Source organism: Streptomyces xanthophaeus (genome assembly GCF_030440515.1).
Classification (GTDB): Bacteria; Actinomycetota; Actinomycetes; order Streptomycetales; family Streptomycetaceae; genus Streptomyces; species Streptomyces kutzneri.
Genome location: NZ_CP076543.1, coordinates 2,849,837 through 2,872,113 on the forward strand (window position 1 = coordinate 2,849,837; position 22,277 = coordinate 2,872,113).

At 72.6% G+C, this 22,277-nt stretch carries 18 protein-coding genes and 1 pseudogene; 6 read left to right on the forward strand and 13 right to left on the reverse strand.

All coding sequences use genetic code 11. The annotated features are described in order from the left end of the window. Positions 1-57 precede the first annotated feature (57 nt). A complete protein-coding gene (locus KO717_RS12080) occupies positions 58-987 on the reverse strand; it encodes an AurF N-oxygenase family protein (RefSeq protein WP_301366469.1) in 930 nt (309 codons plus the stop codon). Between the two features lie 168 nt (positions 988-1,155). Here KO717_RS12080 and KO717_RS12085 point away from each other — a divergent pair, with 168 nt between their 5' ends. Further along, entirely contained in the window at positions 1,156-2,265 is a 1,110-nt protein-coding gene (locus KO717_RS12085; protein WP_301366470.1) for a ferritin-like domain-containing protein, read from the forward strand. Between the two features lie 75 nt (positions 2,266-2,340). Here the strand turns inward: KO717_RS12085 and KO717_RS12090 are convergent, their stop codons facing one another. After that, positions 2,341-3,801 carry a penicillin-binding transpeptidase domain-containing protein gene (locus KO717_RS12090; RefSeq protein WP_301366471.1) on the reverse strand — a complete coding sequence of 487 codons (1,461 nt, stop codon included), beginning with the start codon at positions 3,799-3,801 and terminating at the stop codon, positions 2,341-2,343. Then, a complete protein-coding gene (locus KO717_RS12095; RefSeq protein ID WP_301366472.1) occupies positions 3,798-5,168 on the reverse strand; it encodes an FtsW/RodA/SpoVE family cell cycle protein in 1,371 nt (456 codons plus the stop codon). Before KO717_RS12095 ends, KO717_RS12090 begins: the two co-directional genes overlap by 4 nt. 106 nt (positions 5,169-5,274) lie before the next feature. On the opposite strand from KO717_RS12095, the gene KO717_RS12100 reads away from it, so the two are divergent. Both KO717_RS12100 and KO717_RS12105 read left to right on the forward strand, forming a co-directional pair. Then, positions 5,275-5,682, forward strand: coding sequence for a DUF6325 family protein (locus KO717_RS12100; RefSeq protein WP_150259270.1), 408 nt, complete (start codon positions 5,275-5,277; stop codon positions 5,680-5,682). Next, on the forward strand, positions 5,682-6,068 hold the full coding sequence (locus KO717_RS12105) for an SHOCT domain-containing protein (RefSeq protein WP_301366473.1): 387 nt from the start codon (positions 5,682-5,684) through the stop codon (positions 6,066-6,068). The genes KO717_RS12100 and KO717_RS12105 overlap by 1 nt, the downstream gene beginning before the upstream one ends. Positions 6,069-6,136: 68 nt before the next feature. Here KO717_RS12105 and KO717_RS12110 read toward each other — a convergent pair whose 3' ends face one another. Next, the gene (locus KO717_RS12110; protein ID WP_301366474.1) at positions 6,137-6,883 is read right to left on the reverse strand and encodes a hypothetical protein; all 747 of its coding nucleotides are present in this window, start codon (positions 6,881-6,883) and stop codon (positions 6,137-6,139) included. Between the two features lie 68 nt (positions 6,884-6,951). Here KO717_RS12110 and KO717_RS12115 point away from each other — a divergent pair. Together KO717_RS12115 and KO717_RS12120 are read left to right on the forward strand one after the other, a co-directional pair. Continuing rightward, positions 6,952-7,917 (forward strand): annotated as a pseudogene (locus KO717_RS12115) (alpha/beta hydrolase); the annotation flags it as partial. A 1,349-nt stretch (positions 7,918-9,266) separates the two neighbouring features. After that, positions 9,267-10,451 (forward strand): C40 family peptidase, encoded by a 1,185-nt coding sequence (locus tag KO717_RS12120; RefSeq protein ID WP_301366475.1) that lies wholly within the window; start codon positions 9,267-9,269, stop codon positions 10,449-10,451. Here KO717_RS12120 and KO717_RS12125 read toward each other — a convergent pair. Genes KO717_RS12125 through KO717_RS12145 form a run of 5 tightly spaced genes read right to left on the reverse strand, consistent with a single transcriptional unit; the run spans position 10,388 to position 16,136 of the window. Further along, the gene (locus KO717_RS12125; protein ID WP_301366476.1) at positions 10,388-11,662 is read right to left on the reverse strand and encodes a styrene monooxygenase/indole monooxygenase family protein; all 1,275 of its coding nucleotides are present in this window, start codon (positions 11,660-11,662) and stop codon (positions 10,388-10,390) included. The genes KO717_RS12120 and KO717_RS12125 overlap by 64 nt on opposite strands. Positions 11,663-11,688: 26 nt before the next feature. After that, complete coding sequence (locus tag KO717_RS12130) at positions 11,689-12,321, reverse strand: GTP-binding protein (RefSeq protein WP_301366477.1); 633 nt, start codon at positions 12,319-12,321, stop codon at positions 11,689-11,691. After that, the gene (locus KO717_RS12135; protein WP_030011846.1) at positions 12,302-12,691 is read right to left on the reverse strand and encodes a DUF742 domain-containing protein; all 390 of its coding nucleotides are present in this window, start codon (positions 12,689-12,691) and stop codon (positions 12,302-12,304) included. Before KO717_RS12135 ends, KO717_RS12130 begins: the two co-directional genes overlap by 20 nt. Then, the gene (locus KO717_RS12140; protein ID WP_301366478.1) at positions 12,688-13,173 is read right to left on the reverse strand and encodes a roadblock/LC7 domain-containing protein; all 486 of its coding nucleotides are present in this window, start codon (positions 13,171-13,173) and stop codon (positions 12,688-12,690) included. Before KO717_RS12140 ends, KO717_RS12135 begins: the two co-directional genes overlap by 4 nt. Beyond that, a complete protein-coding gene (locus KO717_RS12145; protein ID WP_301366479.1) occupies positions 13,170-16,136 on the reverse strand; it encodes a sensor histidine kinase in 2,967 nt (988 codons plus the stop codon). Before KO717_RS12145 ends, KO717_RS12140 begins: the two co-directional genes overlap by 4 nt. Before the next feature lie 397 nt (positions 16,137-16,533). On the opposite strand from KO717_RS12145, the gene KO717_RS12150 reads away from it, so the two are divergent. Then, complete coding sequence (locus KO717_RS12150) at positions 16,534-17,307, forward strand: protein phosphatase 2C domain-containing protein (protein WP_301366480.1); 774 nt, start codon at positions 16,534-16,536, stop codon at positions 17,305-17,307. A gap of 43 nt (positions 17,308-17,350) precedes the next feature. On the opposite strand, the gene KO717_RS12155 is transcribed toward KO717_RS12150, so the two are convergent. From KO717_RS12155 to KO717_RS12170, 4 genes are all read right to left on the reverse strand, one after another. Further along, positions 17,351-17,791, reverse strand: coding sequence for a MarR family winged helix-turn-helix transcriptional regulator (locus tag KO717_RS12155; protein ID WP_301366481.1), 441 nt, complete (start codon positions 17,789-17,791; stop codon positions 17,351-17,353). Positions 17,792-17,906: 115 nt separating this feature from the next. Continuing rightward, positions 17,907-20,309 (reverse strand): endopeptidase La, encoded by a 2,403-nt coding sequence (lon, locus tag KO717_RS12160; protein ID WP_301366482.1) that lies wholly within the window; start codon positions 20,307-20,309, stop codon positions 17,907-17,909. 94 nt (positions 20,310-20,403) lie between these two features. After that, entirely contained in the window at positions 20,404-21,171 is a 768-nt protein-coding gene (locus tag KO717_RS12165; RefSeq protein WP_301366483.1) for a DUF4097 family beta strand repeat-containing protein, read from the reverse strand. 96 nt (positions 21,172-21,267) lie between these two features. Beyond that, complete coding sequence (locus KO717_RS12170) at positions 21,268-22,209, reverse strand: sulfurtransferase (protein ID WP_301366484.1); 942 nt, start codon at positions 22,207-22,209, stop codon at positions 21,268-21,270. Between the last annotated feature and the right edge of the window lie 68 nt (positions 22,210-22,277).

The following is a 22,277-nucleotide window of genomic DNA, read 5'->3' on the forward strand; positions in this document are numbered from 1 at the left end:
GCCCCGCGGACGCCGGACGAGTGGGGGTCCTGTGGATCAGGCCCGGCGGCCTTCCTCCTACGCCAGTAGTCCCGAGCTCTGCCAGAGCCTGCGGCCGACCCCGCGCAGCACGCCGATGTCGTCGAGGAAGTCGGTGAGCCGCTTCGCTCCGCTCTGCATGACCTCGCGGCGGTGGCCGCTCGCCTTCACCTGGGCGACGGCCTCGCGGCGGTCCAGGCCGATGTTGTCGTAGACGGCCGGGTTCACGAAGGCCAGCGAGAAGACGCGGGCGGCCTCCCCGCAGCTGATCCGGGTGAGTTCCTGCTCCCAGCGCGGGGCCGTCAGCATCTGGCGGCGCAGTTCCTCGCGGGCGTACCGGACGTGCCGGGCCTCCTCGATGACGTGGATCCGGGTGACGCCGCGGACCAGCGGCTGGACGCGCTCGTCCGGGAAGGTCAGGCGCTGCATCCAGTCGAGGATCTCCTCGCCGAGGAGGGTGCAGGCGAAGGAGCCGGGGGTGGTGGAGACGGTCTTCAGGATCCGCGCGAGGTTGTGGTTGAGGCGGGAGACGGGGTACTCGGGGGCGCCGGCCTTCTGGATCATGCGGGCGAACATCATCGAGTGGCGGCACTCGTCGGCGATCTCGGTGAGCGCGTAGCGGACGTGCTTGCTGGTCAGGGACTTGTCGTAGATGTGCCGGACCATGAGCTGCATGAGGATGATCTCGAACCAGATGCCGAGCGAGCCGAGCGCCGCCGCCTCGTGGCGGGAGAGGTCGATGCGCTGCTCCTCCCCCATCTTCTTCCACAGCGGGGTGTCGTAGAGGGAGAGCAGTTCCGGCGGCCAGTAGTACTTGCCCTCGATCGCCGGGGCGTCCCAGTCGAGTTCCTTGTCGGGGTCGAAGGAGTGCTTGGCCGAGGATTCGAGCAGCCGCTCGGCTATCTGCTCGCGGTCCTTGAGCAGGCCGAGGGCGTCCTGGAGCGCGGCTCGTTCGGTCACGGTCGTCATGGGTTCGGACACCTCGTCGTCGAGTTACCGGCGGTCACTTCTTATGAGACTGCCTGTCAGCAAGGTCGTCAATCCCTCGCGCACGACTTGTTGACCCCGCGTCTACCAACGTGTGACGCTGCCAACTGTCCGGTCCCACAAGGCAGTACGTGAGACGAGGGGGCGTCAGTGTCGACGCACGAGCTCTACACCAAGAACCCGGGCGAGCCGGTCTGGCAGGTTCCCGCCGCCGGCTCCGCCCGCTTCAGCTGGGAGTACGCCGACGGCCGCGAGCGGCTCCTGGCGCTCTACCAGAAGGGCAAGGACAAGCAGTGGGACGGCGGCAAGCGCATCGACTGGGACATCGAGGTGGACCCGTTCAATCCGCTGGGCACTCCCGAAGAGGCCCTGCCGCTGTACGGGACGCGGCACTGGGCCAAGCTCACCGCGAAGGACAAGGGCGAGCTGCGCCGGCACTACGCCTCCTGGAACTTCAGCCAGTTCCTGCACGGTGAACAGGGCGCGATGGTGTGCGCGGCGCGCATCGTGGAGTCGGTGCCGGACCTGGACGCGAAGTTCTACTCCGCCACGCAGACCATGGACGAGGCCCGGCACGCCGAGATCTTCGGGCGCTTCCTGCACGAGAAGGTCGGGATGCTGTACCCGATCAACGACAGCCTCCAGGGGCTGCTGGGCGACACCCTGCGCGACTCCCGCTGGGACATGCCCTATCTCGGCATGCAGGTGCTCATCGAGGGGCTGGCGCTGGCCGCCTTCGGCCTGATCCGCGACACGACCACCAAGCCGCTGCCGAAGCAGCTCCTGGCGTACGTGATGCAGGACGAGGCCCGGCACGTGGCCTTCGGGCGGATGGCGCTGCGCGACTACTACAAGCAGCTCACCGACGCCGAGCTGCGCGAGCGCGAGGAGTTCGTGATCGAGGGCTGCTACCTGATGCGGGACCGGCTGCTCGGGGTGGAGGTGCTGGAGAACTTCGGGATCGCGGCCAAGGAGGCGGCGCTGATCAGTGAGCAGTCGGAGTTCCTGCACCTGTTCCGCAAGCTGCTGTTCAGCAGGATCGTGCCGTGCGTGAAGGACATCGGACTGTGGGGCGAACGGCTGCAGCGGGCCTACCTGGACCTCGGTGTCTTCGACATGGGCGACTCGAACCTGGACCTGCTGATGAGCCAGGACGAGGAGATCGCCGAGGCCCTCGACCGCGAGCGGTTCGCGGCCGAGGAGTCGGCGCGGGTGGCGGAGGTCGAGGCCGCCATCGCCGACGGGGCGGAAGCCCCCTGAGGCGTTCCGGGCGGGCCTCGACGCTCGGGGCGGCCCCCGGCGGTCGGGCGGGCCGGCGGGGGCGGGAGCCGGGTGTCAGCCTGCGGCCAGCGCCGCCTCCATCACCGCCCGCGCGATCGGCGCCGCCGCGCCGTTGCCGCTGATGTCACCCCGGTCGGCCGACGCGTCCTCGACCACCACCGCGACCGCGACCTGCGGCAGCGCCGTGCCCTCGGCCCTGGCCCAGGAGATGAACCAGGCGTACGGGGTCCCCGCGTTGCCGACCCCGTGCTGCGCGGTGCCCGTCTTGCCGCCGACCACCGCGCCCGGGATCGCGGCGTTGCGGCCCGTCCCGTTCTCCACCACCTTGACCATCAGTTCCTGCAGCCGGAGGGCGGTGGCCGGGTTCATCGCCCGGCCCAGGCTGCGCTGGTCGCCGCGCCGGACCTGGGAACCGTCATCCTGGGTCGTCCGTTCCACCAGGGAGGGGTACTTGAGCTCGCCGCCGTTCGCGACGGCCGCGGCCACCATCGCCATCTGCAGCGGTGTCGCAGTGGTGTTGAACTGCCCGATCGAGGAAAGGGCCAGCTGGTCCTGGCTCATGTCGGTGTCGAAGTTCGACCGGGACACCCATGAGGGCACCCGCAGCCCCTCGCCGTTGAAGCCGAAGCGCCGCGCCGCCTCCACCATCCCGCGCAGCCCGACCTGCACCCCGATCTTCGCCATCACCGTGTTGCAGGACCACTGCACCGCGTCCGCCATCGAGGCGTCCTCGCAGCCGGTGCCCGCGTTCGGCAGCAGGGTGCTGGTCCCGGGCAGCGGGTAGGGGTCGGGGGTCCGGGTCGGCGCGTCCACATCGGTGACCACGCCCGCGTCGAGGGCGGCCGCAGCCGTCACGATCTTGAAGGTGGAGCCGGGCGGGTACGTCTCGCGCAGCGCCCGGTTGAGCATCGGCCGGGCGGGGTCCGCGTTCAGGGCGGACCAGGCCTCCTTGACCTTCGTACCCGTACCGGAGAGCACGGCCGGGTCGTACGAGGGGCTGCTGACCAGCGCGAGGATCTTCCCGGTGACCGGCTCGACGGCGGCCACCGCACCGCGCTTGCCCGCGAGCCCGGCGTACGCGGCGCGCTGCATTCCGGAGCGGACGGTGGTGGCGGCGTTCCCGCCGGCGGGGCGGCCGCGGGCCAGTTCGTACCAGAGCGGGAACGCCGAGAGCCCCGGGTCGGTGCCCGACAGGATCGCGTCCTCGGCGCGCTCGACGAAGCTGGTCCCGTAGGTCTGGGAGGAGAAGCCGGTGACGGGCGCGTACAGCGGGCCGTTCGTGTACGTCCGCTCGTAGCGCAGCAGTTGGCCGCTGTCGCGGGAGCCGGTGACGGGGCGCCCGTCGACCAGGATGTCCCCCCGGGGTTCGGCGTAGCGCGCGATGGCGGGGCGTTTGTTGGCGGGGTTGGCGCCGTAGGCGGCGGACTCCCAGACCTGCACGCGGGCGATGTTGACCAGCAGGGCGACCAGCAGGAGGGCGCAGAAGTACGCACACCAGCGGATGTAGCGGATCACTCGTCCGGCTCCTTCGCGGGGCGGGGTCTGCGGGCGCTGTCGCTGAGCCGGACCAGCAGGGCGACGATGATCCAGTTGGTGACGACGGACGAGCCGCCCTGCGCGAGGAAGGGCATGGCCATGCCGGTGAGCGGGATCAGGCCGCTGACACCGCCCGCGATGACGAACACCTGGAGCGCGACGATCGAGGCGAGCCCGGTGGCGAGCAGCCGCCCGAAGGGGTCGCGCAGGGCGAGCCCTGCGCGGAAGCCGCGGGCGACGAGGAGCCCGTAGAGGAGCAGGATCGCGGCGAGGCCGACGAGCCCGAGCTCCTCGCCCGCGGTGGCGAGGATGAAGTCCGACTTGGCGGCGAAGCCGATGAGGAAGGACTGGCCGTGGCCGAGGCCCGCGCCGAGGAGGCCGCCGGCTCCGAAGGCGAAGAGGGACTGGGCGAGCTGGCCGGGTCCCTCGCCGCGCTCGATGGAGGCGAAGGGGTTCAGCCAGTCGTCCACCCTGCTGTGCACGTGCGGTTCGAAGGTTCCGACGGCGTACGCGCCGAGGGCGGCGAGCAGCAGTCCGATCGCGATCCAGCCGATGCGCCCGGTGGCGGTGAACAGCATGATCACGAACAGTCCGAAGAACAGCAGCGAGGTCCCCAGATCCCGCTCCAGGACCAGGACGCCGACGCTGAGCAGCCAGATCGCGAGGATCGGGCCGAGGACGCGGCCGGGGAGGAGCCGCAGCTTCCAGAAGAGCCGGCGGCCGGTGAGGGCGAGCGCGGTGCGGTTCGCGGCGAGGTAGGCGGCGAAGAAGACCGCGAGCAGGATCTTGGCGAACTCCCCCGGCTGGAAGGAGAGCCCGGCGAACCGGATCCAGATGTGCGCGCCGTTGACCGCCGGGAAGAAGACGGGGATCAGCATCAGGACCAGGGCCACCGCGACGGAGACGTACGCGTACCGCTGGAGCACCCGGTGGTCCCCGAGCAGCGCGACGACCAGCACGAAGAGCCCCACGCCCAGTGCGGACCACAGGAGCTGGTCGCCGGCGGTGAGGTGCCCGGGGGTCGTCACGTCGAGGCGCTGGATGAGGACGAGGCCGAGGCCGTTGAGGAGGACGGCGATGGGGAGCAGGAGGGGATCGGCGTACGGGGCCCGCAGGCGGACGGCGAGGTGCGCGAGCAGGGCCGCGACGCACAGACCGGTGGCGTAGCGGGCGGCGGGGCCGGGGACGTGGCCGGTGGTGGCGAGGCCGACGTAGAGGTGACCGAGGACGGAGATCAGGACGGCTCCGGCGAGGAGCGTCAGCTCGACGCCACGCCGTTTGGGGGCACCGGCGCCGGGAGGCGGGGGCGGGGCGGGCTCCGTCACCTTTGCCGTCAGAGCGGTCATGCACCGAAACGTAGCAAGCAGGCGGATGATATGTCCGCTTATGCCATAGTGTGCCGAAGAGTCGTCACAAACGGTCGGAAGTATCGAAAGTGAGGAGCCGAGGCGCATGGGGCCTGTGGAATTCATCGTCCTCGCCTTCCCGGAGGAACAGCTGCGCGCCCCGGCGGTCGAGGCCGTGATGGGACTGCGCAAGACCGGGGTGGTCCGGCTGATCGACGGGATCGTGGCGACGAGGACGGCGTCGGGGGACGTACTGGCGGCCGAGTTCGACGAGTTCGTGGAGCTGCACGGCCTGCTGACGGGCCGGGACGTGGCGCGGCTGATCGGGCCGGAGGACATCCAGGAGGCGGCGGGGCTCCTGGAACGCGGGAGCTGCGCCCTGCTGCTCGTGGTCGAACACCTGTGGGCCGAGGACGCGGCGATCGCCGTACGGGCCGCGGGCGGCCGGATCGTCGGCTCGGTCCGCATCCCGCCGGACCGGGTACCGGCGGACCCACGGGCAGGGGTGGCCTGATGTTCATCCGCCCGATGGGAGTAACGGTCCGCCCGGCGAACCGCCCGCCGGGGCACCCGCTGCTGCGGGGCCTGCTGGCGCGTGCGTCGGGAGCGGCGAAGCCGGCGGCGGGCTCGGCGGGGGCCGGGGAGCCGGCGGTCGCGGGCCCGGTGGGCCTGGTGGGCCCGGCCGAACCGCCGCCCGGGGCACCGCCGGAACCCCCGCAGCCGGCCGATCCGGAGCCGTCGCCGTCGCCTGCGATCCCACCGGACCACTCCGCAGCGCCCGGGACGGCCCCCTCGGCCGGCCTGGTGGCGGAGCTCACCCAGCTGGCCGGCCTGGCCCGCGAGGGCCTGCTGACCCCCCAGGAGTTCGCGACGGCCAAGGCCCGCCTGCTGCGCGGCTGACGGAGGGGCCGGTCGGGAAGGGAAGGGCCGGGGAGAGAAGGGCCGGGAAGGGCCGGGAAGGGCCGAGGTCAGCCCTCGGTGGGCGCGGCGAAGGTCTCCACCGGCCCGAACTCGCTGAAGAGGACCTTGTTGGCGCTCGGTGTCCCGCGCATGTCCATGCGCTGTTCGAAGCGGACGGTGCGGCCCTGACCGTCGATCCACTGGTCGCAGTCGAAGCCGGTGACACCCTTCGCCTTCATCGAACGGTGCGTACGCGGATCCACGGACGCCACCTGGTCGATGCCGAGGCGTCCGGACAGGTGGTACGCGGGAACCCCGCCCTGGTCCTCCATGCCCTTCTTCGCGGAGGGGCCGGTGGCGAGCAGGAGCCTGGCGTAACCGGCGTAGCTCGCCTGGTTGTCCGCGGAACGCGGCATCTTCATCCACGTGCCGCCCGCCTTGGAGCGATCGCGGACGTAGTTGCCGTCGGCCGTCGTCACGGTCTCCATCCACATGAGCGGGGCGCCCGCGGTCCGGACCTCCGTCCGCCCGGTGAACACGGTTTCGAGGTTGGCCCGGCCCGACATCGTGGCCGCCTCCCGCCCCGCGACCTCGGTGGTGGCCTTCATCGTCGCCGCGTAGGGCGTCTTCTCGACCTCCGCGAGGGCCGCCTCGGGCTCGAACGCACCCACTACGGGCGCTGCGGAAGTGGATGCGGCAGCCGGGTCGGCGCCCCTGGCGCTCGGGGTGTCGCTGCAGCCCGCCAGTGCGGTGAGGGCGACCGCTACGGCGGCGACGGCGACAAAGGTGTCACGGCGTACGGAGAAGGTACTCATCTCCGGGCAGCATCCCATGCACAAAACCTCAGATCGAACGGATATTTGCCTGTGGTTGACTGCCCGGCATGGACCTCGCACAGGGGAACACACCCCCTCTCGACCCCGAACTCGGTCTCGTACTGGCGGCTTTGGGAGACGCGGTACGCGACCCCCTCACCCCGGACAACCTCGCGGCCCAGCAGGAACGGGACATCGCGACCCGGCCCCGGCCGACGGTCCAGGAGCTCCGGGCCGACGGACTCTTCGAGGTGGACGAGCTGCGCGTACCGGGACGGGACGTCACGCTCGTGAGCGCCCGGCCCGCCGGGGCCGCCGGCCCGCTCCCCCTGCTGTACTACATGCACGGCGGCGGAATGATCGTGGGCAACGCCCCGTCCGTACTCCCGCAGCTGCTGCGGGAATGGGCCCTCCCCCTCGGCCTGGCCGTCATCTCCGTCGAATACGGCCTGGCGCCCCGGGCGCAGTACCCCGAACCGGTGGAGGACTGCTACGCCGGCCTCGTCTGGGCGGCCGACCACGCGGCCGAACTCGGCATCGACGCCGATCGCATCGTCATCGGCGGCAAGAGCGCGGGCGGCGGCCTCGCCGCGGCGCTCGCCCTGCTCACCCGCGACCGGGGCGGACCCACGCCGATCGGCCAGCTGCTCCTGTGCCCGATGCTCGACGACCGCAACTCCACCTTCTCCAGCCACCAGATGGCCGGCGTCGACATCTGGGACCGCACCTCCAACACCACCGCGTGGCAGGCGTTCCTCGGCGACCTGTCCGGAGCCGAGGACCTGCCGCCCTACGCCGCCCCCGCCCGCGCCACGGACCTGACCGGGCTCCCCCCGGCCTACATCGACGTCGGTTCGGCCGAGACCTTCCGGGACGAGGACGTGGCCTACGCCGACGCGATCTGGCGCGCCGGCGGCCAGGCCGAACTGCACGTATGGCCGGGCGCCTTCCACGGCTTCGACAGCCTCGCCCCCGAGGCGACCCTCAGCCAGGACGCACGCAACGCCCGCACCCGCTGGCTCCGCCGCATCCTGACGCAGCCGGCGAACGGGGGCGGGGATGGGGATGGGGATGGGGACGGGGACGGGGACGGGGACGGGGACGGGGACGGGGACGGGGAGGCGGGGCGGGGCGGGGGCTTCGGCAGTCGGGAGCCTCTTGATCGGAATCAGAGTGGCGTATGGGGGTTTCCCGTCAGTCCCATCGTCCCTCCGTGTCGGGCCGGTCCCTCAAGGGCGCTCCTTCGTCGCGTCACTGCGTGATGGCCTTCGGCCACCCTTGACCGACCGTCCCGCCCCGGAGAAACGAAAGACTGCCGGGAAGCCCCCAAAGGAACGGGCCGGGGGATCCTTTCCAGGGACGGGCCGGCCAGAGAAGCGCGAGGAGATCCCGGCCGGCACGACCGAGAGACGGGGCCCATCACAGACCAGCGCCCGCGTCGGGGGGAAGCGCATCCAATCGCTACGCGCTCCTCATCTCTCAGCGTCTCCACCCCGTCCTGGGCTGGACATAGGCCGCCCACGGCCTGGGTCCCGAGCTCGCTATGCGTCCGACGACCGTCTTGGGCTGGACATAGGCCGCCCCAGATCGCTGCGCGCTTCTCCAGGACCGCGTCCGAAGGCTGGTAGGGGCCCACACCTCGGCTATTCCGTCGTAGAACCGGGTCAACGCGAGCATCACCCCCAAACTCACGGATAGATGAGGGCAATTGGGGCAATCTGTCGGCCTTTCTGACCACCCACCCGCACTGACCCGCATCCACGACGACATAGCCGCAGTCCCACCCCTCCTCACCCCGGTCAGCCGGCAGACGCCCCCCACGAGCAGCACCTACGGGTCGCGGGCGGCCTATGTCCAACCCAGGACGGTCGTCGGACGCTGAGAGATGAGGAGCGCGTAGCGATCGGGCGCGCTTCCCCCGACGCGGGCCCTGGTCTGTGATGGGCCCCGTCTCTCGGACGTGGCCCTGTGCGCCCGACCGGGTCGCGCTTCTCTGGCCGCCCCGTCCTCATCCTTGAACTCCCGGCCCGTTCCTTTGGGGGCTTCCCGGCAGTCTTTCGTTTCTCCGGGGCGGGACGGTCGGTCAAGGGTGGAGCGCAGCGACATCGCGTAGCGACGCGACCGAAGGGAGCGCCCTTGAGGGACCGGCCCGACACGGAGGGACGATGGGACTGACGGGAAACCCCCATACGCCACTCTGATACCGATCGAGCGGGTCCCGACTACCCACACCCCCGCCCCACCTCCCCGACCCCGCCCGCGCAGATCCCGCCCACCGAAGCCCCCGGCGCCCCCAACCGGGTGAGGCCTCGCGACCGGCCGACTCCGTTGGGGGATTTGTCATACCGGGCGTGGCAGCATCGGCCACCTCGGAGGTGATCCCATGTCACATCGGCTGTCCTGTCGGCCGCTTCGCGCCGTCTGTATCGCCGCAGTGCTCGTCGTCGCCGGGCCGGTCCCCGGGGCCGGGGCAGAGCCCGGGCTTCCCGAAGGGGAGTCCGTCGGGGTGCTGCTCACCCGCCTGCAGGGCTTGTACCAGAAGGCCGAGGAGGCCGCCGAGGCCTACAACGCCACCGACGTGGCCCTCCGGGCCGGCCAGGCCGAGGAGCGGCTGCGCGCCGCCGCACTCGGCAAGGCGCGTACGGCGCTCGACTCCGAGCGGGCTCTGGCCGGGCGGATCGCCCGGGAGCAGTACCAGGGCTCCCAGGGGCTGTCCCCGTACGCGCGGATGCTGCTCGCCGGGAACCCGCAGGCCGCCCTGGACCAGCGTCGGCTCGCCGCCCGCGAGGGCGCCCGGCGGGCGGGCGTACTGGCCCGGCTCGCCCGGGGCGAGAAGAAGGCCGACGCGCTCGCCGCCCGGGCCCGCCAGGCCCTGGACGCCCGGCAGGCCCTGGCCGCGCAGCAGAAGATCCACAAGGATGAGGTCGCGGCGCAGCTCAAGGAGGTCGAGCGGGTACTCGCCGCCCTGACCCCGGACCAGCTCACCCGGCTCGGCGCGCAGGAGGCCGAGAACACCGCCTCCGCGCAGCGGGACCTGGTCGATTCGGGCCGCCTCCCCGCCCGTACGGGCACCCCGACGGCGGCCGGTGGTGCGGCCCTCACCTACGCGGCGGCCCAGATCGGCAAGCCGTACGTCTGGGGCGCGGAGGGGCCGGGGTCCTTCGACTGCTCCGGGCTGACCTCGCAGGCCTGGGCGCACGCCGGGCGCACCATCCCGCGGACGAGTCAGGAGCAGTGGGCCCAGCTGCCGAAGGTGCCGCTGGACCGGCTGCGGCCCGGGGACCTGGTGGTCTATTTCCCCAAGGCCACCCATGTGGGCCTGTACGTGGGCGACGGCAAGGTGATCCAGGCGCCGCGGCCGGGCGCCCTGGTCAAGGTCTCGCCGATCGCCGCGAACCCGCTGCTGGGGGCCGTCCGGCCGGACCCGGACGGCGCCCCGCTGGCGCAGTTCACCCCGCCCGAGCTGCCCGAGCCGGCGGCGGGCGGGGCGGGGGACGATACCGGCTATTCCGCCGAGGAGGCCCCGGATGCCACGGGTGCCGACGCGGACGCGACCTCCGCCAGGTAGTCGGCGGTGTCCTCGGGGTCGTAGAAGTACGAGTCGAAGTCGGCCGGGTTGTCGAAGCCGTTGGCGAATCGATTCGCCACCGGCTGGAGCTGCCCGGCCGCGCCGATCAGGTTCAGTACGTGCTCCGGCGGGACGCCCAGCATCGCGTTGGTCCACTGGGTGACCGGCTTGCCCGTGGTGAACCAGTACTTGTCGAAGGTGGCCTTCATCCACGCCTCGTCGAACGGCTTGTCCCCGTGCATCAGGATCGACGACAGGTACGAGGCGGCGCACTTCGCGGCGGAGTTCGAGCCCTGCCCGGTGATCGGGTCGTTCGCGACGACCACGTCCGCGACGCCCAGCACGAGGCCACCGCCCGGGAGGCGCCCGATCGGGTTGCGGACGACCGGCGCGTAGCGCCCGGCGAGCGTGGCGCCGGCGTCCGTCAGCTCCGCCTTCGTCGCCCGGGAGTACTCCCACGGCACGAACTTCTCCATCAGCTCCAGCGTGAGCGCCAGGTGCTCCGCCGGGGCCTTGACGCCGTTGAAGACGTCCAGCGGACCGCCGGGGATGCCTTCCCAGAACAGGATGTCCGCCCGGCCCGAGGTGGTCAGGGTGGGCATGACGAACAGCTCGCCGACGCCCGGGACCAGGTTGCAGCGGACCGCTTCCGTCTCCGGGTGCTCCGGGCGCGGGCCCAGGCCGTGCACGTAGGCGACGGCGAGCGCACGCTGCGGGGCGTCGTACGGGGAACGCGCCGCGTCCCGCCCGAACATCGAGACCAGTTCGCCCTTGCCTGCGGCGACCAGCACCAGGTCGTACGTGCGGGAGAAGAAGTCGAGGTCGGCGACCGAGGCGCCGTGGATGACCAGCTGCCCGCCGCGCTGCACGAAGGTGTCGAGCCAGCCGGCCATCTTCACGCGCTGGTCGACGGACTGCGCGTATCCCTTGAGCCTGCCGAGCCAGTCGATGGCGCGGCCGGCGTCGGGGGTGGCGACGGAGACGCCGAGGCCCTCGATCTTCGGGGCCTGCTGCTCCCAGAAGTTGATCTGGAGATCGCGCTCGTGCTGCAGGGCCGTGTCGAACATGCACTGCGTGGACATCACCCGCCCGGTGCGGATCTCGTCCGCCGTCCGGTTGGACATGAGGGTGACCTCGTACCCCTTCGACTGGAGTCCGAGGGCGAGCTGGAGACCGGACTGGCCGGCTCCCACGACGAGTATCTTGCGCATCTCTCACGCTCTCTGTTCGGGGTGCTCTATTCGGGGGTGGTGTCGAGGGCGTGGCCCACCAGGGCGAGCAGTGATTCGACCACCGTGTCGCGGCGCCGCGCGTCCATGATCACGACGGGTACGTGGGGCGGGACGCTGAGCGCCTCGCGCACGTCGTCGGGCTCGTACGACTGCGAGCCGTCGAAGTGGTTGACGGCGACGGCGTACGGGAGCCCGCAGGTCTCGAAGTAGTCGAGGGCCGGGAAGCAGTCGCGCAGACGTCGGGTGTCGGCCAGGACGAGACCGCCGATGGCGCCGCGCACCAGGTCGTCCCACATGAACCAGAACCGTTCCTGGCCGGGGGTCCCGTACACGTAGAGGACGAGGTCGTCGTCGAGGGTGACGCGGCCGAAGTCCATGGCGACGGTGGTGGTGTTCTTGTCGGGGGTGCCGGTCAGGTCGTCGGTCGGGGCACTCGCCTGGGTCATCACCGCCTCGGTGCGCAGCGGGGTGATCTCGGAGACGGAGGAGACGAAGGTGGTCTTGCCGACGCCGAAACCGCCCGCGACCAGCACCTTGACGGCGACGGGTGCGCGGGAGCGGTCGTACTGCCAGGGCTGGGCCGGGTCGTCGTCCGACTGCGGCAGGGACACCGGGTTGTCAGAGACGGCGAAGACCACTGAGCACCCTTTCCAGCAGCGCGCGTTCGGGACGGCCGCTGCCGTGGCCCGTTGCGTAGACGCGGATCCGTCCCTGGTCGGCGAGGTCGCTGACCAGGACCCGGACCACGCCGAGCGGGAGCTTGAGCAGCGCGGCTATCTCGGCGATCGTCCGCATGCGGCGGCAGACCTCGACGATGGCGGGCATCTCGGGCATGCGGTCGGGCTTCTGCGGCTCCGAGACCTTCGTGTCCAGGGTGGCGACGAACGTCTCGACGTGCAGGACCTGCGTGAAGCGGGTGCGGCCGCCCGTGAGTGAGTACGGGCGGACGCGGGCGGGGCGGCGGTCGGCGCCGCGTATCGGCAGCCGGTCGGAGGCCGTACTCCTCACGGGGTGTTCTCCATCGACTGGCGCAGCTCACTGCGGACTTCGGGGGTCAGGACGTGGCCGGCGCGGCCGACGAACAGGGCCATGTGGTAGGCGACGACGCTCATGTCGCAGTCGGGGGTGGCGTGCACGCCCAGCAGCGAGCCGTCGCTGATGGCCATGACGAAGACGGAGCCGTGCTCCATCGCCACCATGGTCTGCTTGACCGAGCCGGTCTCCATGAGGGCCGCGGCGCCGGTGGTGAGGCTGCCGAGGCCGGAGACGATGGTGGCGAGGTCGGCGGAGGCGCCGCGCGGGCCCCTGGTCTTGGGCCGGTCGGCCGGTTCGGCCGTGCCCGCTCCCGGGTCGGAGGACAGGAGCAGCAGCCCGTCCGAGGAGACGACGGCGACGGAGTTGACGCCGGGTACCTCCTCGACCAGGTCGGTCAGCAGCCACTGCAGGTTGCGGGCCTGGGTGCTCAGTCCGTACGTACTGGGCGCGGTCATGTGCGTGCCTCCTGTGCGGTGTCCCCCCGGTCGGTCTTGCTCTGGCCCTGCCGCTGCGTCGGCCCCTGGTCGAGGGCCTGGTCGAGCGCCTGGTCAGGGGCTTGGTCGGGCCCCTGCTCCTGGGCGAGTTCGGCGGCGACGACGCGCCGTCCGTCCTGGGCTCCCTGGTAGAAGCCTCCGAGCCGGCGCCGCAACTCCTCGGCGTCGACGCGGCGTGGCGGCTCGGGCCGTACGTCGTCACGGGCCGCGCGCTTGGCGGGGACGGCCCGCGGGGTCCGCTTGGGCAGGCCCTTGTCGGTGACGGCGCCTTGTCCTTCGGCCTGGTCGGCCGGGTGGCTGCCCTGGCGGGGGAGCCAGTTGCCCTCGGCCGGGGCGTGGGTGTGCGGCTCCGTCTCCGGTTCGGCTTCCTCTACGTCTTCCGCTGCGTCGGCCACGGGTGCGGCGGGGTCCGCCACGCCGCCGGGGGCGGCCGGCTCCGCGTCGGGGACGACCCGCGCGAGCAGCTGTTCCTCGGGGGTGGGCCCGTCCTCTGCCGGGGGCGCGGCGACGAACACCTGGTCGGCGGGCACCGCCCCGGCCGTGGCGGGCGCGTCGGCGACCGGGTCCTGGTCCTGGTCCGGCTCCGCCGGGGTCTCGGCGACGACGGCGGGTCCCGCCAGCGCCTCGGCCAGGGTGATCGGGACCGCCGCGACGGCAGGCTCCGGCTCCGGCTCGACGGCAGCCGGGACGACCGGTTCCTCGGCGACGGTCTCGGCGGCAGCCACCGCCGCGGCCTCGGCCTCGGCTTCCGCAGCCGCTTCCGTAACGGCGTCGGCGTCCGTGTCCGTGTCCGGAGCGGCATGCGTCCCCCGCCGCCGCTTCGGCAGCGTGTTCTCGTTCGCCTCCGCTATCACTCCCGGCAGCAGCAGTGCGGGCGCGCCCGGCATGGCCAGGGCGTGCACCGGGGAGACCACCGGGGTGGTGGGCAGCAGCGCCGCCGGGACGACCACGAGGGCCTCGGTCCCGCCGTGCCGCGGGGTGCGCAGTTCGGCGGTGACCCCGTGCCGGGCCGCGAGCCGTCCGGCCACGTACAGGCCGAGGCCGAGGCCGTGTTCCGACTCGGGTTCCTCGTCGTAGGCGTCGGGCGTGGACAGCCGGTTGTTGAGCGATTCGAGGCGGTCCTCGGTGACGCCGATGCCCTCGTCCACGACGGACAGCACCACGTCACCGGAGCCCTGCAGCCAGCCGGAGACCTTCACCTTGACGTCCGGCGGGGAGAACGTGGTCGCGTTCTCCAGCAGTTCGGCCAGCACGTGCGAGATGTCGTCGGCGGCGTGTCCCGCGATCTGGGTGTACGAGGGCAGCGCGGCGAGGTCGACGCGCTCGTAGCGCTCGATCTCGCTGACGGCGGCCCGCATCACGTCGACCAGCGGCACCGGCAGGCCCTGCCCGTGTCCGTGTTCCTGCCCGGCGAGGACCAGCAGGTTCTCGTTGTGGCGGCGCATCACGGTCGCCAGGTGGTCCAGCTTGAAGAGGGTCGCCAGCCGGTCGGGGTCCTGTTCCTTGGACTCCAGCTCCTCGATGACCGCGAGCTGGCGCTCCACCAGGCCCAGGGTACGCAGCGACAGCGAGACGGAGGTCGTCGACATGATGCGGCGGTGCTCCTCCAGCCCCGCCCGCAGCTGCGTCAGTTCTTCCTCCAGCGCGTCCCGGCCGGTGGCCAGCGCCTCACTGCGGCCGATGATCCGGCGCCGGTCGGCGTCGAGCCCGGCGATCCGGGTGTGGAGGGAGACCGTCTGGTCGCGCACCGCGTTCAGGTGGCGCACGACCTCGGCGAACTCGTCGTTGCGGCCCGTGAACCGGACCGGTTCCACCGAGCCTTCCGGTGTGGCCAGTCGCTCCGCGCCACGGCGCAGGACCGACAGCGGCCGGGTCAGCGACCGCGCCACGGCGGTCGAGACACCGACGGCGAACAGGAACAGCACGCCCAGCAGTGCGATCGCGACTTCGAGCCGGGTCACGTCGTCGTCGCGCAGCGCGGCCAGGGCGGAGGCCCGTTCACTCGCGAGGGTGGCCTCCACGGTGCGCATGCGGTCGATGCGGGCGGTCAGCGCGGTGCCGACGGTGGCGCCGTCGGTCTTGCGGTCGGCGGGCGTGAGGGTGGGCCGGTCGGTGAGCCGCTTGAGGAAGTCGTCGGCCGTCTTGACCTCGGGGCCGGTGACGGTGGCGGCCAGGGTCTGGCGCACGTCGGGCCGCGCGGCCCGCGCGAAGTCGTCGAGGGCGGCCTGTTCCCGTACGCGCGCCCGCTGGGCGGCGGTGGTGAGTTCGTCGACCACGGCCGAGCCCGGCGCCTGGTCGCCGCGGGGGACGGCCAGCCCGGCGAGCAGCAGTCCGCGGGTGGCCGAGGCCTGTTCCACGGCCTGGCCCAGCGGGGCCAGGGGACGGGTGGTGGCGAGGGCGGCCTCGGCGCGCGGCGGGGTCAGCTCGGCGAGCAGGTCGCCCGGGGCGAGGAGTTCCGCGATGACCGAGGCGTAGGCCTGGTGGGCGGCGAGGGCGGTGCCCTTGCCGTCTACGGCCTCGGCGCGGACGGTCCGTACGCGGGCGAGGGCCCGGGCGGTCGCCTCGTCGGCCTCGGCCTGGACCTCGGCGAGCTGCCGGTCGGTCCCGGCGATGCGCTCCTGGACGGGCCCCTTGGCCGTGCCGGGCCGGCCCTTGGCGGCGTACTCGACGACCGCGTCACGCTCGTCACCGAGGAGGTGCGTGAGGGTGAGGGTCTGCCGGGTCTGTTCCGCGAGGGTGACCAGGTGCTGGGAGTCGTTCAGTTCCGTCGAGGCGGAGACGACGGCGGGCGCGCCTGCCGCGAGGACGGTGAGGCCGGCGACGGCCACGCCGACGACCAGCCTGCGGCGCACGCGGACGCGGCGTCCTGCGGGGGCCGGGCCGTCGGCGGCGGTGCCGTTCTTCCGAGACCGCTTCTTCTGCACCGGTGCTCGCAATCCTGTACGTGTGCTCTTGCTCGTCTACTCGTGTGGCCGAGGTAACGGCCGGTCAACAAGTAAACGCCCCCTGCTCCCTCGTACCGCCTCAGACCTTTGCAGCGTGCTGGGGAGAGAGCCGCACATCACCCAACCGGCCACTCGAACGAGTGAACATCACGGATGAGTTGCCGACCAACTCGGGCACCCTGTGCCGGGGTGCTTCCGTGGACAGGTGGTTGAAAGATCGATAGGGGCTTTGGCAGGATGCCCGCCCACAAGACCGCCCCGCCGCCCCGGCCCTCGTGGCCCGTACCGGGCGGCCGGTGTGCGGGGCCGCCGGGGCGCGCCCGATTTGGTACGGACCTGCCCGCGTCGGCCGGCTCCCGCGCGGCAGAATGCGGGTATGCGCATCGACCTCGCCTCGGCCCCCGGCCACCAGGAACGCCCCAATGAGGACTGGGTGTCGGCGGCGATCCCCGCTTCGGGCGGCGGCGTCCTGGTGCTCCTGGACGGGGTGACCCCGCCGCGCGGCGACGACGGATGCGTGCACGGAGTGCCTTGGTTCACGGCCCGCCTCGGCGGCCGATTGACCGAACTGTCCGAATCGCGGCGGGACATGCCGCTCGATCAGGTTCTGGCCGAGTCCGTCCGCGCCACGGCCGATGCCCACCGCGACACCTGTGACCTTTCTCACGTGCGGACCCCGCAGGCGACGGTCGTCGTGGTCCGCTGGGACGCGCAGTACGTGGAACACCTCGTCCTCTCGGACTCCGTACTGCTCCTGCAGGCCCCGGACGGCGGGGTGACGGCGGTGCTCGACGACCGGCTGGACCGGGTCCCGCGGGAGGTGCTGGGCTCGGTGGCCGCGACGGACGCCCTGCGCAACGCGGAGGGCGGCTTCTTCACGGCGGCCGCGGATCCGGCGGTGGCGGCCCGGTCCGTGACGGGGCGCACCCCGCGCGGGCAGGTGCGGGCGGTGGCCGCGCTCACGGACGGGGCGAGCCGGTGGACCGACACCTTCGGGCAGGGTGACTGGGCCGACTGCCTGGCGGTGCTGCGGAAGGAGGGTGCGCAGGGCCTGATCGGCCGGGTGCGCGCCCTCGAGGCCGACGCGGCCTTCCCGCCGGCCCGGTACAAGCGGCACGACGACGCGTCGGCCGTCTACGCGGAGCTGTGAGCGGTGAGCGGTGAGCTGTGAGCGGTGCCCGGTCCGAGCGGGTCTACTCCGCGCCGGTGTTCAACTGGTTCAGCAGCCGGGCCAGTTCCGCCACCTCGCCGCGGTCCCAGTCGGCGAGCTTGCGCATGTACTGCTCGCGCCGCGCTCCGCGGACCCGCAGGAACCGCTCCCGGCCCTCCTCCGTGAGGCCGACCAGGGAGGCCCGGCCGTCGGCGGGGTCCGGTTCGCGGGCCACCAGGCCGAGGACCTCCAGGGCCCGCAGCTGCCGGCTCATGGTGGCCTTGCCGACCCCGAAGTAGGCGGCGAGCTCGGTGGCCCGCTGCCGGCCGGCCGCCTCCAGGCGTACGAGGAGCCCGTACGCGGCCGGCTCCAGCTCGGGGTGGAGCTCGCGGGCCATCTCGCCCGAGGAGGCGCGGGCCCGCCGGAGGAAGACGGACAGCTCCCGCTCCAGGGCAAGGAACTCCTGGTCTTCACTCCCGTGCACGTCCCGCTCCTTCGATGATGTGTGGCACCCGGATGGTGCGGGGCCAGTATTTCGCAGCGGGTGTGCCGACGGCCCGGTACCCCGCCGGAGCGGGACACCGGGCCGTGTGCACGCGTCAGGCCGCCGCGACGACCGTGGCCTCCGCCCGGGCCAGGGCGAGCTCCAGGACCTGGCGCACATCGGTCACCGGGTGCACCTCCAGCCTCTCCAGCACCTCCGCCGGGACGTCGTCCAGGTCGGCCTCGTTGCGCTTCGGGATGATGACGGTGGTCAGTCCGGCCCGGTGCGCGGCGAGCAGCTTCTGCTTCACGCCGCCGATGGGCAGGACGCGCCCGGTCAGCGAGACCTCGCCGGTCATGGCCACGTCCGTGCGCACCTGCCGTCCGGAGAGCAGCGAGGCGAGGGCGGTGGTCATGGTGATGCCCGCGCTCGGGCCGTCCTTGGGCACGGCGCCCGCCGGGAAGTGGATGTGCACGCCCCGGTCCTTCAGGTCGGCGACCGGGAGCTCCAGTTCCGCGCCGTGGGAGCGCAGGAAGCTCAGGGCGATCTGCGCCGACTCCTTCATGACGTCGCCGAGCTGGCCGGTGAGGGTCAGGCCGGCCGCGCCCGTCTCCGGGTCGGCCAGCGAGGCCTCCACGAACAGCACGTCGCCGCCCGCGCCCGTCACCGCGAGGCCGGTGGCCACGCCGGGGACGGCGGTGCGCCGCTCGGCCGGGTCCTGGGCGGACTCCGGTACGTGGTGCGGACGCCCGATCAGGGACCGCAGGTCGTCGGCGCCGATGCTCAGGGGCAGCTCCCGCTCGCCGAGTTCGTGCTGCGAGGCGACCTTGCGCAGCAGGCGGGCGAGGGATCGCTCCAGGGTGCGTACGCCCGCCTCGCGGGTGTACTCCCCGGCCAGCTTGCGCAGGGCGTCCTCTCCCAGGACCACCTCGTCGGAGCCGAGGCCGGCGCGCTCCAGCTGGCGCGGCAGCAGGTGGTCGCGGGCGATGACGACCTTCTCGTCCTCGGTGTACCCGTCGAGCCGGACGAGCTCCATCCGGTCGGCCAGGGCCTCGGGGATGGCTTCCAGGACGTTGGCGGTGGCCAGGAAGACGACATCGCTGAGGTCCAGTTCCACCTCCAGGTAGTGGTCGCGGAAGGTGTGGTTCTGCGCCGGGTCGAGGACCTCCAGCAGGGCGGCCGCCGGGTCGCCCCGGAAGTCGGAGCCCACCTTGTCGATCTCGTCGAGGAGGACCACCGGGTTCATCGACCCGGCCTCCTTGATCGCCCGGACGATCCGGCCGGGCAGGGCGCCGACGTAGGTCCGGCGGTGGCCGCGGATCTCGGCCTCGTCGCGGACGCCGCCGAGGGCGACGCGGACGAACTTGCGGCCCATGGCGTGGGCCACGGACTCGCCCAGCGAGGTTTTTCCGACGCCGGGCGGCCCTACGAGGGCCAGCACGGCGCCGCCGCGGCGGCCGCCGATGACGCCCATGCCGCGCTCGCCGCGCCGCTTGCGGACGGCGAGGTATTCGGTGATGCGGTCCTTCACGTCGCCGAGGCCCGCGTGCTCGGCGTCGAGCACGGCCCTGGCGCCCCGGATGTCGTACTCGTCCTCGGTGCGCTCGTTCCAGGGCAGTTCCAGGACGGTGTCCAGCCAGGTCCGGATCCAGGACCCCTCCGGGCTCTGGTCGCTGGACCGCTCCAGCTTCTCGACCTCCTTGAGCGCGGCCTCCCGTACCTTCTCGGGGAGGTCGGCGGCCTCGACGCGGGCGCGGTAGTCGTCGGACTCCTCGCCGTCCTTCTCGCCGTTCAGCTCGCGCAGTTCCTTGCGTACGGCTTCCAGCTGCCGCCGGAGCAGGAACTCGCGCTGCTGCTTGTCGACGCCGTCCTGGACGTCCTTGGCGATGGACTCGGCCACGTCCTGCTCGGCGAGGTGGTCGCTGAGCGCCTTGACGGCGAGTTTGAGGCGGGCGACCGGGTCGGCGGTCTCCAGCAGTTCGACCTTCTGCTCGACCGTCAGGAAGGGCGAGTACCCCGAGTTGTCCGCGAGCGCGGAGACGCCTTCGATCTGCTGGACCCGGTCCACGACCTGCCAGGCGCCGCGCTTCTTGAGCCAGCTGGTGGCGAGTGCCTTGTACTCCTTGACGAGCTCGGTGACCGCCCCGGGCAGCGGATCGGGCACCGTCTCGTCGACGGTCTCGCCCTCGACCCAGAGCGCGGCCCCGGGGCCGGTGGTCCCGGCCCCGATGCGGACCCGCCCGAGGCCGCGGATGAGGGCGCCGGGGTCCCCTCCGGAGAGCCGGCCGACCTGCTCGACGGTGCCGAGCACACCGGTCCCGGCGTACGTGCCGTCGATGCGCGGCACGAGCAGGACCCGGGGTTTGCCGCCGCTCTTGCCGGCGGCGGCCTGCGCCGCCTCCACGGCGGCGCGCACCTCGGCGTCGGACAGGTCCAGCGGTACGACCATTCCGGGCAGCACGACCTCGTCGTCGAGCGGCAGCACGGGCAGGGTGAGTGTGACGGACGTCGAAGCCATGATCTTCCCTCCGGCAGTGAAGTTGAGCTCTGCCGACTCAATGCATGTGCGCCTCCCGATGTTCCCCAAGGCCCGTTCGCCCGGGGCGAACGCGTCAGACCGCGGAGATGCGGATGTCGCCCGAGCTGGTCTCCACCGAGATCCGGGAGGAGGCGGAGGCGTCGTCGGTAAGGGTGATGTCGCGGTCGCCGGAGTCGGTGGAGACCTTGATCCGGTACGGGGCCTGCGGGACCTTCAGGGTGACGTCGCCCGAGCTGGTCTCGGCGAGCACCGATGCCGGTGCCTTCGTGAAGTCCAGGCGGGCGTTGCCCGAGGACGAGCGGATCTCCGCGCTCGGGCCGGACAGCTCGGTGGCGGTGATCTCGCCCGAGGAGGTACGGACCTTCAGCGGCCCGCCGATCCGGCCGGCCGTGACCGTGCCGGAGTCGGCCTCCACCTCGGCCCCCGCCACGCCCGTCACGGCGATGTCGCCGCTGGAGCTCTCCAGCTCGACCGTGGCGGTGGCCGGAACCTCCAGCCGGTAGTCGATGTAGCAGTTCCCGGAGCAGGTGTCGCTGAAGGTCAGTACGCCTGCGGTGACCTTCTGGCCGGTCTCCGGAACGGTGTCCCCGCGGTAGTGGACGGTGCGGTGGACCGTGACTCCGGGGCCGGTCCCGGGGGTGACGTCGATCGAGCCGGACCGGGCTCCGGTCACCTTCACCGCCTTGACCGCCTCGGTGACCGTGGCGTCGGCGGCCGCCGTCTTGTAGGCGTCGTCCGCGAAGGCGCCGCCCGGGAAGGAGCAGCCGGCCAGGAGGAGGCCGGCGCCGAGGGCGGCGATCGCGGTGCGGGCCATGCGGGCGGACGTGGTGTGAGAGGTCATGACCCGATTCTGGATCGGGAGCGTGCCCCGGGCCGATGGGGCCCGTACCCGGACCCCCGGTGGGGCTAACCCCCGCCCTCCGTCCGCGCGGACGGCCTACCGGCCGGTGGTCACGGGGAGTTCCGAGGGCATGCCCCACTCGCTCCAGGAGCCGTCGTACACCGCTATCTCCTCGTACCCGGCGAGGTCGGCGCCGAGGGCCAGTACGCAGGCGGTCACCCCGGAGCCGCAGCTGAGGTAGAGCCGTTCCCGTCCCCCCGTCAGCGCCCGGAAGACGGCGCGCAGTTCCCCGGCCGGCCGCATCAGGCCGTTCGCGTCCTGGAGTGCGGCGAACGGCAGGTTGACCGCGCCCGGCATGTGGCCGCCGCGCAGGCCCGGGCGGGGTTCGGGGGCGGTGCCGGTGAAGCGTTCGCGCGTGCGGGCGTCGAGAACGGCCGCGGCCGGGTCGGCCAGGGCCCGCGCGACGGTGGCGCTGTCGACCAGCAGCCCGGCCCGGGGCCGGGCGGTGAAGGAGCCGCGCGGGCCCTGGTACGCCGGGCTCGTGGCCGAGGTCGGCAGGCGGGCGGCGGTCCAGGCGGGCAGTCCCCCGTCGAGGACGGCGGCGCGGTCGAAGCCCATGGCGCGCAGCATCCACCAGGCGCGGGCGCTGGAGTAGACGCCGGCGCCGTCGTAGACGACGACGGTGTCCGAGTCGTCGACGCCGAGGGCGCGCATCGCCTCGGTGAACTCCGGGGCCCCGGGCATGGTGTGCGGCGCGGGCGCGGTGTGGTCGGACAGGGACCCGTCGAGGTCGAAGGGGCGGGCGCCCGGGATCCGGCGGGCCGCGGCGCGGTGGGCGCCGACGGAGGCGTCGAAGAGGACCAGGCCGGGCGCACCCAGCCGCCCGGCGAGCCAGTCGACTCCGACGAGCGGTCCGGGAAGGGGTCCGGCCGACGCTCCGGACAGCACCCCGGGCAAGGCTTCGGGCTGCTGTCCGGGCTGTGCTTCGGGCTGCGCTTCGGGCTGCGCTTCGGACACGGCGTCCTGGGGCGGGGTCATGCGGCACCTCCGGCTGTACGACACGGGTCGCCCCATCCTCCGACGCGGCCCGGACCGGCCCCCCGTGC

Excerpts from the sequence above, each read along its gene's own strand:
- KO717_RS12140 (WP_301366478.1), bottom strand. The coding sequence starts at position 13,173 with ATGACCGCGCCCAGTACGTACGGACTGAGCACCCAGGCCCGCAACCTG.
- KO717_RS12120 (WP_301366475.1), top strand. The coding sequence starts at position 9,267 with ATGTCACATCGGCTGTCCTGTCGGCCGCTTCGCGCCGTCTGTATCGCC.
- lon (WP_301366482.1), bottom strand. The coding sequence starts at position 20,309 with ATGGCTTCGACGTCCGTCACACTCACCCTGCCCGTGCTGCCGCTCGAC.
- KO717_RS12095 (WP_301366472.1), bottom strand. The coding sequence starts at position 5,168 with ATGACCGCTCTGACGGCAAAGGTGACGGAGCCCGCCCCGCCCCCGCCT.
- KO717_RS12170 (WP_301366484.1), bottom strand. The coding sequence starts at position 22,209 with ATGACCCCGCCCCAGGACGCCGTGTCCGAAGCGCAGCCCGAAGCGCAG.
- KO717_RS12150 (WP_301366480.1), top strand. The coding sequence starts at position 16,534 with ATGCGCATCGACCTCGCCTCGGCCCCCGGCCACCAGGAACGCCCCAAT.
- KO717_RS12100 (WP_150259270.1), top strand. The coding sequence starts at position 5,275 with ATGGGGCCTGTGGAATTCATCGTCCTCGCCTTCCCGGAGGAACAGCTG.
- KO717_RS12080 (WP_301366469.1), bottom strand. The coding sequence starts at position 987 with ATGACGACCGTGACCGAACGAGCCGCGCTCCAGGACGCCCTCGGCCTG.
- KO717_RS12125 (WP_301366476.1), bottom strand. The coding sequence starts at position 11,662 with ATGCGCAAGATACTCGTCGTGGGAGCCGGCCAGTCCGGTCTCCAGCTC.
- KO717_RS12165 (WP_301366483.1), bottom strand. The coding sequence starts at position 21,171 with ATGACCTCTCACACCACGTCCGCCCGCATGGCCCGCACCGCGATCGCC.
- KO717_RS12110 (WP_301366474.1), bottom strand. The coding sequence starts at position 6,883 with ATGAGTACCTTCTCCGTACGCCGTGACACCTTTGTCGCCGTCGCCGCC.
- KO717_RS12105 (WP_301366473.1), top strand. The coding sequence starts at position 5,682 with ATGTTCATCCGCCCGATGGGAGTAACGGTCCGCCCGGCGAACCGCCCG.